Origin of the sequence: Collinsella sp. AF37-9 (genome assembly GCF_003475115.1) — a bacterium.
Lineage (GTDB): Bacteria > Actinomycetota > Coriobacteriia > Coriobacteriales > Coriobacteriaceae > Collinsella.
This window is the reverse complement of record NZ_QROQ01000026.1, coordinates 1-13999: the sequence shown is the minus strand read 5'-3', so window position 1 is coordinate 13999 and position 13999 is coordinate 1. Positions and strand designations below refer to the sequence as shown.

Sequence of the window (13999 nt, the reverse complement as noted above, 5' to 3'; positions counted from 1 at the left end):
TCTCGATGGCATACAAGTTACATACATGTTTTGGTTATGTCGACTAGTTGTATGCTATATTTGTCTTAGAAATTTTGCTGGTAAAGTTTTCGGCAAGCCATTACCAGCGGTTTTGTTGTCATGTTGGATACATGCTTGGTTCTGTAAGCATACAAGTTAGATACAGGTTGTTCGCATGAGCACTTCGTCGAAAAAGAACTTGACCCAATACGAGCGTCTGGCGGCAACGCTTCGCGACCGCATTGCCGCCGGCACCTACGCCCGCGGAGATAAACTGCCGTCCGAGATGGAACTCATGGACGAATCGGGCCTGTCGCGCAGCACCGTGCGCCATGCCCTTAAGGTGCTTGTTGACGAGGGCCTGATTCGAACCGAGCGCGGGCGCGGCGCCTTTGTGGCCGACACACCGGCGCTCCACGAGAACAACCTGGTGTTTTCGAGCTATACCAAGCAGGTCGAAGGCCAGGGCATGAAGCCCACCACGCGCACGGTGGACTCGGGCTTTGCCAAAGCAATGGGCAGCGTGGCCAAGTTCTTTGACGCTAGCGTGGGCAGCAAGCTTGTCAAACTTGTCCGCCTGCGTTACCTGGACGATGCGCCACTGTGCCTGGAGACCACCTATTTGCCGCCAAGCTTTGGGTCGCTCATCGATCGCGATATCAACGGTTCGCTCTACGCCACGCTGCGCCAGGAGTTCCATCGCGCGCCGGCGCAGGGGCATAAGACCTTTGAGGTGTGCTATGCGTCGCAAAACGAGGCATTTTTGCTCAACGTCGAGCGCGGGCAGGCGCTGATCCTGATCACCGACTACGTCTACGACACCGACGGCCGTCCGCTCCATGTCTCCAAGCGCATCCAACGCACCGACCGCGCCAAATACACCGAGCCATCGGCTAGCGCACCAAACGAGGCAAAATGTACCTAATAAACGTTTTACCTGCGGTTTTTATTAAATCTCAAGCCGGCATGGCGCAAATGCCAACATCGCCTGGCAACACTCGCCGCCCAAGCTCAACTGTTCCTGCCCAAAATATCCAGCACCGTAAATCTAAGTGAGTAGACTTTTCGCGAGCTGCCGAGCACATTCAAAACAGCCACCTCCGTGACCTGCGGTTTTACTAAGGCAGATACGCTTTGTGCTCGGCCTGCGCCAAAAAAGTCTACTCACTTAGCCCGCAAGGCGTCCCGAGGGGACAATCCAGGTCAAAATAGCGTACAAACGCCACGCTACTTGCGGCGATTTGATACCACAAGACAGCCAAAAACCTGCCAAAATAAACCTGTCCCTAAATGGTAGGTTTAGGAAGGTCGGGGAACCAGGTTGGTTTGGGCTGGTTGGGGGTGCGCTCGGCCAGGACCAGCTCCATCCAGCACATGTCGTACCAGCGGTCGAACTTTTGGGCACAGCGGTCGAAAGCACCCACCAAGCGATATCCCATATGGGCATGGAAGTCCTGGCTGTTGTGCGTTAGATACTCGTCGTCCTTGTCGTGCGGCACGGCGATGAGCGCGCACATGTTGGTGATGCCCATCGCGATCAGGCACTGCTTGAGCGCATCGTGCAGCTTGCGGCCCAGCCCGCCGTGGCGCACGTCGCGTGCCAGGTAAATCGACGTCTCGACCGACCAGTCGTATGCCTCGCGGCTGTTGAGCGGACTCGCATAGGCATAGCCTACCGGACGCCCGTCCAGCTCCATCACCAGATACGGATAGCGCTTGAGCGTACGCTCGATGCGCCCGGCGAACTCCTCAACGCTCGGCACCTCGTATTCGCAGGTAATCGCCGTCTGGCGCACATACGGCTCATAGATGGCAAGCAACGCCGGCGCGTCTTCGGGCGTCGCCAGGCGAATCGCCGGCTCGGACATCTCGGTCATACAACCCTTCTCTCTCAAAAACAAAGGCCGCCTTGCGCCAAACCCAGCGCAAGGCGGCCCCTCGTCATTACATCAGGCTACAGGACAGCCGCCAGCGCGTCGATGTCCTCCTGCGTCGTGGCCCAGCTGGTGCAAAAGCGCACCACCGTGTGGGTATCGTCGTACTTTTCCCAGTACTCGATCGCCGCATGCTCGCGAATGCGGGCCATGTCCTCGTTGGGCAGAATCACAAACTGCTGGTTTGTGGGCGTCTCCAAAAAGAACTGGTAGCCGCGCTCGTGCAGCACACGACGCAGCGCCTGGGCCGTCTGAATCGCCTGTCGGCCAATCTCAAAATACAGGCCATCGGTAAAGAGCGCCTCAAACTGCACGCCCGTCAGGCGGCCCTTGGCCAACAGCGCGCCGTGCTGCTTAATACGCGGAATGGGATGCGCCGGAGCGTGCATGCCGCAGAACACCACAGCCTCGCCGCAAAGCGCGCCGCACTTGGTGCCGCCGATGTAGAACACGTCGCACAGCTGCGCCAGCTCGGGCAGGGTAATGTCGCACTCATCGGCCGCCAGTGCATAGGCCAGACGAGCACCGTCCACAAACAGCGGAATCTCGCGCTTCTGGCACACCGCGTGAATCGCCGCGAGCTCGGCCTTGGAGTACAGCGTGCCGTACTCGGTCGATAGACTCACGTACACGGCGCCCGGGAACACCGTGTGCTCGTAGCTCTCGTTTTCGTAGAACACCTGGATATAGTTCTCGAGATCCTCGGCGTGCATCTTGCCCTCGTAGCCGGGGATGGTGAGCACCTTGTGGCCGCCAAACTCGATGGCGCCCGCCTCGTGGCAAGCGACATGGCCGGTCTCGGCGGCAACGACGCCCTCGTAGGGCGCGAGCAGCATGTCAATCACCGTCGCGTTGGCCTGCGTGCCGCCCACCAGCAAGAACACGTCGGCATCGGGGGCCTGACAGGCCTCGCGAATCAGCTGCTTGGCACGCTCGGTGTGCGCATCGGTACCGTAGCCGGGCTGCGGCTCCATGTTGGTATCGACGAGCGCCTGCAGCACTGCCGGATGAGCACCGTGGGAATAGTCGTTGTTGAACGCGAGCATGGCAATCCTCTCTAGCCGGGCATGGGCCCGATGATTTAAACGCCGCTATTGTACGCCGCCCGGATAGGCAATGCGTGCGGCAAGGCACTCAAGTGCCAACACCAGGGCAAAGCCGCAGCTCACGTCAGTCAAAAAGTGTGCACCGATCACGATGCGGCCAAAGGCGACGAGCGCCGCGACCACGGCAGCGACCCAAAAGACCACGCGGCGTCGCGACGGCTTTTCCTTAAAGGACGCCGCAGGAAGCCCGGCGAGCATAAGGCCGATCGCCGCGTGCGCCGTGTGTCCGCTCGCAAACGACTTAAAGCCGTCCTTGATTACGCCGGCCGCAATATAGCTCCACTTGTCGGGGTTGCCAATCACCCACCACGGCTGAAAATTGAGCCCCGGCGTGACCTCGATCACGCGCATGCGCGGGCGCGACCACAGCGGCTTGACAACCACGTTGAGGATGATGGCCTGAGCGACCCACACGGCCAGCACCATCAACGCCCAGCGTGTGAGCTCGTCGGGGTCGGTCGCGCGCGTGAGGCGATAGACGATAAGGTTGGCGACGATGACCAGCACAAACGTCAGCACCAACTGAGCCGCGATGAGTTTGCCGCCAACCCTCAGGGACGAAACGATCTCGTAGCCGGTCAGGCCCACGTTGACCAGAACGCCCAGCGCGGCAAGCCACTTGCTCGTCTTGGAATCGGGGCGTGCCGAACGCACGAGCATAACGCCCGCGACGCTCGCCGTCAGCTCAAACGGCAGCTCGCCAGCGGCCTCGATAAAGCGACCGTACATGCTGCCGATATTGAAGAGCGCGCTCGAGATCTGATAATCGAAGAAACTGCCCACGCCCAGACAAAGGCACAGGACAACCGCGATCATGGCGACATCTTTCTTGTAGATGTATCCGAACATGCTTTCCTTTCGGTCGGGTGAAGGGCGGTCAACCTGCAATGTGGGTGAGACGAAGATGGCTTTGTCCCGTAAACACCCTTACAGGTTGAGCATAAGTAAGCGAAAACGTTCCATTTGTGGCAAGGTGGCCCGAAAGAGGAGGGAAGCGTACTTGAGTACGCGACCGACGAGTGAGGGTCAGATTGCCCAAATGGGGCGTTTGCAGCGTCGACCCATTAGTCGTCATCGCTGGCGCCCAGCTGCTGCAGCAGCATGAGGGCGGCCGCCACGGGGCCGGTGCCGTCGTTGGCGTCGAGGCCTCGGCCCAGGCCGCTGCCCGCACCGGCGCCGGCCTTGTAGGGCACCGACAGCTTGCGGCTCTTGGGAAAGTTCACCGCACCGTAGCGGGTCTTAAGCTCAAAGGCCACCTTCTTGGGCACGTCGACGCCCAAAAACGTGATGCGCCCACCGCTGAGCGTGACGCTCTCGAGCCCCAGGCGCTCGCCGCGAATGCGGATGCGCGCGCGGTTGAACAGGTTGATTCCCGCCAGCGGCAGCTCACCATGCGCGGCCTCGATCTCCTCCTGCACCTCGTCGACACTCTCCAGGTCCTCAGCCGCCGCGAGCTTGCGGTACACGAGCACGCGCTGGTCCACCGCCGGCATGTACTCCTCGGACAAGAAGTAGTCGGCCGGCAGGTTGATGCCCACGCTCGCCGCCTCCACGCCGGCATCGTCATCGCCGCGCGCCTCGGCCACGGCCTGGCCCAGCATCTGCGTAAACAGGTCAAAGCCCACGCTCGACAGGTTGCCGTGCTGCTCGGCGCCCATAAGCGAGCCGGCGCCACGAATCTCCAGGTCGCGCATGGCGATGCGCATGCCGCTGCCCAAGTCCTGGAACTCGGACAGTGCGGTCAGGCGCGCCGTTGCCTCCTCGGTGAGCGGCAGCTCGCCCGGGAACATAAAGTATGCGTAGGCCTGTGTGGCAGAACGGCCCACACGGCCCTTGAGCTGGTAGAGCTGTGCCAGGCCCAGGCGCTGCGAGTCCTCGATGATGAGCGTGTTGGCGCACGCGTTGTCGATGCCGCTCTCCACGATGGTCGTGGCGATGAGCACGTCGATCTTTTTGGTCGCGAACTCGATCATCACGTCCTCGACCTCGCGCGGACTCATCTTGCCGTGCGCCACGCCCACGCGCGCCTCGGGCGCGGCCTCGTGCACGCGCGCCACGGCGTCGTCGATGGTCTTGACGCGGTTGGACACGTAGTACACCTGGCCGCCGCGACCCACCTCCAGGCGAATCGCCGCGCTCACCACGTCGGGATCGTACTCTCCCACGTGCACGATCACGGGGCGGCGCCCGGTCGGCGGCGTGGTGATCAGGCTCATGTCGCGCACGCCGCTCGTGGCCATCTGCATGGTTCGCGGAATCGGCGTTGCCGAAAGCGTGAGCACGTCAATCTGCTCGCGCAGGTTCTTGAGCTGCTCCTTGTGCTGCACGCCAAAGCGCTGCTCTTCGTCGATGATCACCAGGCCCAGGTTCTTGGGGTTCACGTCGGCAGAAAGCAAGCGGTGCGTGCCGATGAGCACGTCGATCGTGCCCTCGGCAAACGCCTTGAGCGCGCGCTTTTGCTGCGCCGGCGTGCGGAAGCGGCTGAGCACTTCGACCTCGAGGCCAAACGGGGCAAAGCGCTCAAAGAACGTCTCGTAGTGCTGCTGGGCCAGAATGGTCGTGGGGCAGAGCACCATGACTTGGCGGCCGGAGTCCACGCACTTAAACGCCGCGCGCAGGGCAACCTCGGTCTTGCCGAAACCCACGTCGCCGCACAGCAGGCGGTCCATGGGCTTGGGCGCCTCCATGTCGGCCTTGATGTCGGCAATGGCCTCCAGCTGGTCGCGCGTCTCGTCGTAGGGGAAGCTCTCCTCCATCTCGATCTGCTCGGGCGTATCGGGCGGACAGGCGATACCGGTAATCGAGGAGCGGCGCGTATACAGATCGACCAGGTCAAACGCCAGCTTTTTGGCGTTCTTGCGTGCCTTATTGGTGGCACGCGTCCAGTCGGCGGTGTTGAGCCTGGTCAGGCGCGGCTTGTCGCCGTCGGGGCCAACATAGCGCGTGATGCGGTCGACCTGCTCGAGCGGCACGTAGAGCTTGTCGCCGTCGGCATATTCCAGCAAAAAGTAGTCGCGTTCCTTGCCGCCCACTTCCTGGCGCGCGATCTCGCTAAAGAGCGCGATGCCATGCGTTGCGTGCACCACATAGTCGCCCGGCTTAAACGGGAAGGTGATCTGCGTAATGTCAACCTTGCGGCGGCTGCGCGCGCGATTGGCATCCATGCGGGCGTTGAGGTCGGCGATCGAGAACACTGCCAAATTGGCGTCGGGCACCACCACGCCCTGCGGCAGAGCGGCATCGACAAAGGTCACGCGCCCGCGCGAGATGGTGGGCACGGCGGCACCGGCGGCAGCCTGGGCCGCGCCCGCCTCGAGCGAGCGGGCGTTGAGCGCGTCGGCCTTACGCTCGTGAATGGAAGCATGGGCCTCCTGGCGTGCGGCACGGTCGGCAGAATCCGCCGTTGCCACGCGTACGCGCTCGCCAATAACGCCGGCGTTTTCGGGCGCGGCCGTCAACGACTCCTCAAAGGTAATGCCCTCGTCGCCAAAGGTGAGCTCCATCGACTCGCGTGCACCGCGGTCGGGGATGGCAAACACGCAGGCATAGCGCTTGCCCACGACCTCCTGGATGCGCGTCATAAAGCGATTGTCCGAGCCCGCGATGGCCGGCTGCTCAATCTTGAGCTCTGCCGTCACCGCACCGCCGGCACGAATCAAGCTCACGTAGTTAAGGCGCTGCTGGGCACCAAAGTCGAGTTGCTGGGCACGCACGTACAGGCCGTCCAGACGGTCGACCCCCGCCTCGCCGGCACGTGCCTCGATATCCTCGTAGGCACGCAGGCAATCGTCGAACAGCGAGCGCGGCTCGGACAGGACCACAAGCGCCTTGCCGCTCACGTGCGCCAACGGGCTCACGGTCTGGCCGTACATCACCGGCAAAAAGCGATCGAGCTCGGGCGTGACGATGCGCGCATCCACCATCTCGAGCAGCGCCGCCAGCTTGCTATCGCTCTGGCTGGCGCGATAGAGCGCCACATGCATGTTGTGGATGGCCTCGTCGGTGAGCGCCAACTCGCGGCACGGGAAGATCTCGATGCTGTCCTCGTTGCCGATGGTTTGACCCGTAGAGCTCACCATGCGGCGGATGCGGTCGATCTCGTCGCCAAAGAACTCAATGCGCACGGGTGCTTTTTCCTGCGCGGGGAACACCTCGACGGTATCGCCGTGCACACGGAACAGGCCGGGCGCGTCGGCGGCACCTGCATTGGTGTAGCCCATGCCCACCAGGCGCTGCGGCACCTCGTCGAAGGGAATCTCCTCGCCCACCGCAAAGGTGGTGGACTCCCAATAGCGGCTCTCGACCGGCGGCACGCAACGCAGTAGCGCGCGGGCCGAGGCGACCATGATGCAGTTATCGCCGCGCACGATGCGCCCTAAAGCCTCGCAGCGTTGGGCCACCACGGCGTCGTCGGGCGCCTGCTCACGCCATGGATAGTCTTTGCGCTCGGGAAAGCGGCACACATGCGCCAGACCCACATAGGCGGCCAGGCTGCGCGCGGCGCGATCGGCCGCGTCCTCGCCGCTCACGATATAGACCGTGGGACGCGGGCGGCGCGCAAACTGGGCTGCCGCCATGAGCGTGCGGCCCGACTGCGACACGGCCAGCGTCACGTCCTCGCCGGCATCGAGTCCGGCCTCGACGGTCTGCAGCGCCTCGGCAGTGTAGAGCTGCGCGGCTATACGGTGAATGAGCATGTGGTCCTCCGGCATCGCAACGCCAAAAGCCCGCCGGGGCAGGCTCGGCGGGTCGTACATCAAAACTATTGATTGTCATGGTAACGCATGGGGCGGACTCCGGCTCAAGGGCAAACCCAGCCCCGCAAAAAACGCCAGACGAAGATGCGTTCCGCCCTACCCCGCCACGCGCACGCTGGGGCACAAATCTGCCAGCGGACACTCGTCACACTTGGGTTTGCGGGCGTCGCAGATCTCGCGACCAAAGGTGATCCACTGATGGTTGACCGACTCCCAATACTCGTGCGGCAAAATCTTGAGCAGATCCTGCTCGGTCTTGAGCGGTTCCTTGGCATGCGTCTTGGGACTCAGCATCAGGCGGTGCGCAATGCGGTTGACGTGCGTGTCCACCGCAATACCCTCCACGATGCCATACCCCACGTTGAGCACGATGTTCGCCGTCTTGCGTCCCACGCCCGGCAGCTTCACGAGTTCCTTCATGTCGGCCGGCACCTCGCCGTCATAGTCGGCGACGATCATCTGCGCGGCCTCGACGGCATGCTTGGCTTTGCTCTTGTAGAAGCCGAGCGACTTGATGGTGTCCGCCACGTCAGCTACGCTCGCCCCGGCCATGGCCTCGGGCGTGGGCCACTGGGCAAACAGCCGCGGCGTCACTTTGTTGACCTGCGCATCGGTCGTTTGCGCCGAAAGCAGCACCGCGATCAGCAGGCGGAAGGGATTCTCGTGGTCCAAAAAGCACTCGACCGGACCATAGCGACGGTTGAGGCGCTCACACACCTCGATGGCGCGCTCGCGCTTGGCGGCATTGGTCTCGCGTGGCATAACGACTCCTCGGCTCAACGGCACAATAAACTTATGGGCACAATTGTCCCACGTCCGAGACGTTTACGCCTCCAAGAATGCGCCGGTCTGACGGCTCCACAGGCTCGCGTACTCGCCGCCCGCCTCGACGAGCTGCACATGCGTGCCGTCCTCGACGATCTCGCCATCCGCCAGCACCACGATGCGGTCGAGCGCCGCCACGGTGGACAGGCGATGCGCCACCACAATGGAGGTGCGGCCGCGCATCAGGTTCTCGAGAGCTTCCTGCACCAACGCCTCGGACTCGCTATCGAGGGCAGACGTCGCCTCGTCGAGTACCAGAATCGGCGCGTCGGTGAGGATGGCACGGGCAATGGCCACGCGCTGGCGCTGGCCGCCCGAAAGCTTAACGCCGCGCTCGCCCACCATGGTGTCAAAGCCATGGGGCAGGCGGTCGATAAACTCCAGGGCATTGGCCAGGCGCGCCGCCTCACGAATTTGCTCGTCGGTGGCGTCGGGGCGGCCGTAGGCGATATTCTCGCGAATGGAGCGGTGGAACAGCAGCGCCTCCTGTGGCACGTAGGCCACCTGACGGCGCAGGCTCTGCTGCGTACAGCGCGAGACGTCCTGGCCGTCCACGAGCACGCGGCCGCCCTGCACATCGTCCAAGCGCAGCAACAGCTTGGTAAGCGTCGTCTTGCCCGAGCCCGATTTGCCCACCAGGCCCACGCGCTGGCCCGCCGCCACATGGAGCGTCAGGTCGTCGAACACGCTCTCGTCCGCCGCGGCATCACGGTATGCAAAGCTCAGGTGCTCAAAATCAATCGCGCCCTCGCGCACCTTGAGCTCGGAGGCGTTCTCGTCGTCTGCCACCAGACGCGGCTCGTCCAGCACGCGCGTCATCTCGGCCGCATCGCCCAGCGCGCGGTTGATGCGCTGCATCATGGAGCTCACGTAGTTCAGGCGCATGGTGAGGTTATAGGTGTAGGTAAAGATCATGACGAGCGAGCCCGCCGAGATGCCAAACCACGCGTTGCCGCCCGCGACGAACACGCTCACCACAGCCATGGTGATGACGATAAGGCCCGAGGTCGTAAAGTTGCGTTGCATCATGGCGTGCATCGAGACCGTCTCGGCGTCGCGCGCGGCGCGGTCGGCGGTATCGAACAGATCACGTTCAAAGTCCTCGCGCCCGCAAGTCTTGACGGCCAAGATGTTCGTGACCGCGTCGGAGAGCACGCCCGAGAGCTTGTTCTGCGCGGCGGACGTCGCGGCCGAAAGCGGCATGATGCGCTTGTACATAAGCCAGACAAACGCAATGTAGACGACCATGATGCCCACCAGGATCACGGTAAACGTCGGCACCACCGGGGCGAGTGCGGCCACGGTGCAGATGACCGAGGTGATGGTGGGGATGAGCGAATACACCGTTACGTCCACCAGACCCGTATAGCCGCTCATAAAACGGCTTGCCTGGCTCACAAGCGATCCGCCAAAGCGGCTGGTATGGAATGTCATGGATTGGTTGGAGAGCGTGTCGAAGCACAGACGCGCCAGGTGATAGTTGCCCGCAATCTCGAGCTTGTAGACGGTGTAGTCCTGTAGCTTGGAGAGGATCTGACCCACCAGGTTAACGAGTACGAGCGCCAGGATATAGGGGCCGAAGACCTCAAACACCTGGCCACCCGCCACGGGACCGACTTGAATGCGGTCGACAATGAGGGCCATCACATAGGTATTGGCAAACGTCAGCAAAAAGATGTAGCCCGACGACGAGAGCACCGAGAGAAAGACAATCAGCGGCTGCGTGCGCGTGACACCCCAAAACCGCTGCAACGTGCGGCGCACGGTGGAGCGGCTGAGCGGGCTGGTGCTTCTCTGAGACATGGGCTTCCTTTCGCATCTGATAGGGCGAAACGCCATTGTTGCACATTGAAGCGCACTTCAGGCAAGCGCGATGCGAAAAGCGCCCGCGCCGTGCTTGCGCAGGCGCCCCGCCGTCAGATGCAGCTAGTCCTCGTCTTTTTGGTCTGCGGGCAGGTCTGCGGACTCCAAGCCCAAAATCGCGTCGGCCTCCCGCGCGTCTTCCAGCGCGTCGATGTCCTTGAGTTTGCGCTCCATGACGTTGGTGCGCGTGGTAATGATGCCCTCGACCGTTTTGCCCGCGGTCTCGATCTGCTGCTGGGCGCGGCGCAGCGCCGCCTGATAACGCGGCAGCTCGGCCTTGACGGCGGAGAGCACGCGCAGTACGTCGTCGGTACGTTTTTGCAGCCTAAACGTCTGGTAGCTCATCTGCAGGCTGTTGAGAATGGCGGCCATGGTGCTGGGGCCGGCAACGTTGACGTGATAGTCGCGGCCCAGGGTCTCGATAAGCCCGGGGCGACTGACGACCTCGGCATACAGGCCCTCAAACGGCACGAACATAATGCCAAAGTTGGTGGTCGCGGGTACGCTCAGGTACTTTTCGCAGATGTCCTTTGCCTCGCGCTTCACCATCATATCGAGCGCCTTGCGCGCAGCGGCAACGGCCTCCGCGTCGCCCGACTCCTGCACGTCGAGCAGGTGCTCGTACGCGTCGCCCGGAAACTTGGAGTCAATCGGCAACAGCACGGGGTCGTCCTCGTCCACCGGCAGCTTGACGGCAAACTCAACGCGTTCCGAGGCGCCGGTCTTGGTGGCGACGTTTTCCAGATACTGGTCGGGCGTGAGGATGTCCGCCAGGATCGCGCCCAGCTGCACCTCGCCCAAAATGCCACGCGCTTTGACGTTGCCCAGCACGCGCTTAAGGTCGCCCACGCCGGTGGCGATAGACTGCATGTCGCCCAGGCCCTTGTACACGGCCTCGAGCTGGTCGCTCACCTGCTTAAACGATGCCGACAGGCGATCGTTGAGCGTACGGGAGAGCTTCTCGTCCACCGTCGCACGCATCTGATCGAGCTGCACGTTGTTGTCTTTGCGGATGGCGCCCAACTGGGCATCGACCGTCTCGCGCACCTTGTCCAGGCGGTGCTCGATGCCTTCGCGGTTGGCGCCAAGCTGTTGGGCCGTCTCGCGGCGCAGGTCATCCATACGGTCACCCGCCTGCGAGAACTCGCGCGCAATGGTCAGGTAGCGCTGCTGCTCTACGGCGGCGTCGGTCGTCTGCTGCTGCGCGATGGCATTGGCCGTGCGGCGTGTTTCGGCCAGCGCGACGTTCAGGGCATCGAGCGCGTTGTTGGCCTGCTCGAGTGCTGCCAGCGTTTCCGCGCTACTGTCGCCACGCTCCCGCAACTCGGCACGAAGGCCCTTGAGCTGCAGGGCACAGGCCGCAGCGACCCCCACCGCCACCAAAGCAATCACAATAAGTGCAATATCAATTGCAGACATAAACTCCGCCCAACAAACCCAATCGATCATCAATCAAAACCGCGATCAATCTTACCCCGCCACACGCACCGGGCGCCCGGCCCCTTCTTGGGTGCTTCTCTCCTCCGCATATTCCATAATGCGACGCGCTGTCTTCCTGCTCACCTTCGAGTCATCACCGGCTAAGTATGCGTACACGTTTCCCTTATTCAGATTCAAATCGCGGCAGAGACCGTAGCGCGTTACACCCGATTCCTCCAATGCTTTAAGTGTTCTCTTTCTCATCAGGGCGTTCACCCTTCTGTCGGCCGCTGGCTTTTCTTTCACCCCTCTATACGCACGCCAAACGTTGGCGTAACGATTGGGGAGCTTATCCTCGGAGCATAGAGATGCCAGGCTACTCGCTTGGCCATACAGAGACAAAACACCTCGATAGCCCTCTTCCATCCACGAGCCCTCGGATAAACCCAGAACGTATTCGGCCTTACCCTGCGCCAAAGCGAGCAAAAACAGAGGCTCCGCCACACGCGGCTCAACCGTTGTTGCCTGCTTTACAAGCTTCCTAAAACTCAGCGACTGCTGTCCGGACAGCTCTCGGCAATAGCCTTTCAAAAATCCCTCAAAAGTCAGATTCAACCGAGCACCTCCTTTTTGTATTGCCTGTATGCACAGACCATCTCTTGATAACTCCGCTCTGAAGGCGACGAGGCCAACGCCTCTCCTTCATCGAATATAAGCCGCTCGAGCAGATCCCAATCAAGTCGGTCGATAAATGTTCGACTATGGAGGTCGACGATGTCGTTCGGACGATAGGCATAAAGCTTCATCACCGCCAGATCCTCCAAAGATGGCGTAAAGTACCTGATAAAATGCGCCCCGATCTCCAATGGGATCAGTCGATCTTCGTAATTGAATGGCATCTGGTTGCAATATGCCACTACCATGCCATTCACCTCGGGGTATCGAGCTATGATCTCGCGGAGGCACCTGTCTGCCTCAAACACATCAATGTCATGTGTAACCGACCGATTCGTCACATCGTTTAGCATGAAGGCGCTTCCTCCCACCAATACAACGCTCGGCCTATCGTCTCTTGGACCTATTTCCAGCTCCGCCTCTTCGTCAATATCCAAAAGAGTCTGCTCTAAATCCTGCTTATACATAGCAAATCCTATTATTATTCATCTTCAATAATACTATTCAGTCGCACGACAGGACCCACAGGATGCAAGAATCCTACTCGTGGCGAGAATCCCTACACCCTAGAAGTCCTAATGTGACAAACGCTAACTCTCCCAGCCGGCGCGGATGGTTGTTATGACGTCACCTAAGCGCTGGCCTAGGGCCGCTAGATGCTGGAGCACCTCGTTGGGCGATGCGCCGTTGAGGATGCACGTGAGGGCATACGACGCCAGAAAGATGGCCGCAAGCCCCAGCGGGATGAGCATGATCATCGCCAAGGTGCGCAGGCGCTGGCCCACGCGGCGACGACGCGCACGACGCTTGTCGAACGCGAGCTCCTGCGCATATGAATCTTGCTGTACGGAATAGGCCTCTGGTGCCGATTCACACCCGGGCACAGCTGCAGGTACAGCAGCGGGCACGACATTTTGCGCAAAGGGCTGGACTGCCGCCCCTTGCATTTGCGTCTCCATGAGTCGTTGCTGCTGACGCAGCATGCGCTCAGCTTGTTGCTGCGGAGTCTCAAGAAACAAATCCATGCTGGCCTCCAAAATCGGAGCATTCGACGCTTACGCCCAGCATCCCGCACCGCCATGACCGCGACAACGCAATCCGTAGCAATAGCCGCAAAGTTTCTTGTTGACAAAAGCTGTCGAAAACCTCAACAACTCCCCTACCAGCACTTTCTCTGAGCTTTTTTCGCCAACAATCTTTTGGCCTTCCACCCTTACGCCAACTGACCAAAATCTAACCAAAAGCTTGACGAAAATTGTGGGGACAGGGACCCCACACAAAAACGTGCCGCCCCAAAAGGGGCGGCACACAAACTTCTAATCAGCTTTTCAGTAACGAGCACGCGACGACCCGAAGCCGGAGCGCAGGGCGGGAGGCCGGATCGCCTTCCCTCAACGCGACCCTGCGGAGCCGTGAGCGG

At 61.5% G+C, this 13999-nt stretch carries 11 protein-coding genes; 1 reads left to right on the top strand and 10 read right to left on the bottom strand.

Annotated elements, in window-relative coordinates; translation table 11 throughout:
- Window positions 1–175 precede the first annotated feature (175 nt).
- On the top strand, window positions 176–925 hold the full coding sequence (locus DW024_RS07990; protein WP_118377414.1) for a GntR family transcriptional regulator: 750 nt from the start codon (window positions 176–178) through the stop codon (window positions 923–925).
- Window positions 926–1286: 361 nt separating this feature from the next.
- Here DW024_RS07990 and DW024_RS07985 read toward each other — a convergent pair whose 3' ends face one another.
- The 10 genes from DW024_RS07985 to DW024_RS07940 all read right to left on the bottom strand — a co-directional run bounded on the left by DW024_RS07985 (window position 1287) and on the right by DW024_RS07940 (window position 13604).
- Window positions 1287–1877 (bottom strand): GNAT family N-acetyltransferase, encoded by a 591-nt coding sequence (locus DW024_RS07985; protein ID WP_118328425.1) that lies wholly within the window; start codon window positions 1875–1877, stop codon window positions 1287–1289.
- A gap of 77 nt (window positions 1878–1954) precedes the next feature.
- Window positions 1955–2980 (bottom strand): low specificity L-threonine aldolase, encoded by a 1026-nt coding sequence (locus DW024_RS07980; RefSeq protein WP_089573229.1) that lies wholly within the window; start codon window positions 2978–2980, stop codon window positions 1955–1957.
- A 45-nt stretch (window positions 2981–3025) separates the two neighbouring features.
- Window positions 3026–3889 carry a phosphatase PAP2 family protein gene (locus DW024_RS07975; RefSeq protein ID WP_089573230.1) on the bottom strand — a complete coding sequence of 288 codons (864 nt, stop codon included), beginning with the start codon at window positions 3887–3889 and terminating at the stop codon, window positions 3026–3028.
- A 215-nt stretch (window positions 3890–4104) separates the two neighbouring features.
- On the bottom strand, window positions 4105–7737 hold the full coding sequence (mfd, locus tag DW024_RS07970; RefSeq protein WP_118377413.1) for a transcription-repair coupling factor: 3633 nt from the start codon (window positions 7735–7737) through the stop codon (window positions 4105–4107).
- Window positions 7738–7893: 156 nt separating this feature from the next.
- Window positions 7894–8559, bottom strand: a complete 666-nt coding sequence (nth, locus tag DW024_RS07965) for an endonuclease III (RefSeq protein ID WP_117800586.1) — start codon at window positions 8557–8559, stop codon at window positions 7894–7896.
- A gap of 63 nt (window positions 8560–8622) precedes the next feature.
- Window positions 8623–10425, bottom strand: coding sequence for an ABC transporter ATP-binding protein (locus tag DW024_RS07960; RefSeq protein WP_118377412.1), 1803 nt, complete (start codon window positions 10423–10425; stop codon window positions 8623–8625).
- A gap of 123 nt (window positions 10426–10548) precedes the next feature.
- Complete coding sequence (gene rmuC / locus DW024_RS07955) at window positions 10549–11904, bottom strand: DNA recombination protein RmuC (protein WP_118377411.1); 1356 nt, start codon at window positions 11902–11904, stop codon at window positions 10549–10551.
- 51 nt (window positions 11905–11955) lie between these two features.
- Window positions 11956–12519, bottom strand: coding sequence for a transcriptional regulator (locus DW024_RS07950; protein ID WP_117629046.1), 564 nt, complete (start codon window positions 12517–12519; stop codon window positions 11956–11958).
- Window positions 12516–13046 carry a DUF6036 family nucleotidyltransferase gene (locus DW024_RS07945; RefSeq protein WP_117736879.1) on the bottom strand — a complete coding sequence of 177 codons (531 nt, stop codon included), beginning with the start codon at window positions 13044–13046 and terminating at the stop codon, window positions 12516–12518. The genes DW024_RS07950 and DW024_RS07945 overlap by 4 nt, the downstream gene beginning before the upstream one ends.
- A 123-nt stretch (window positions 13047–13169) precedes the next feature.
- The gene (locus tag DW024_RS07940; RefSeq protein ID WP_118377410.1) at window positions 13170–13604 is read right to left on the bottom strand and encodes a hypothetical protein; all 435 of its coding nucleotides are present in this window, start codon (window positions 13602–13604) and stop codon (window positions 13170–13172) included.
- Window positions 13605–13999 lie beyond the last annotated feature (395 nt).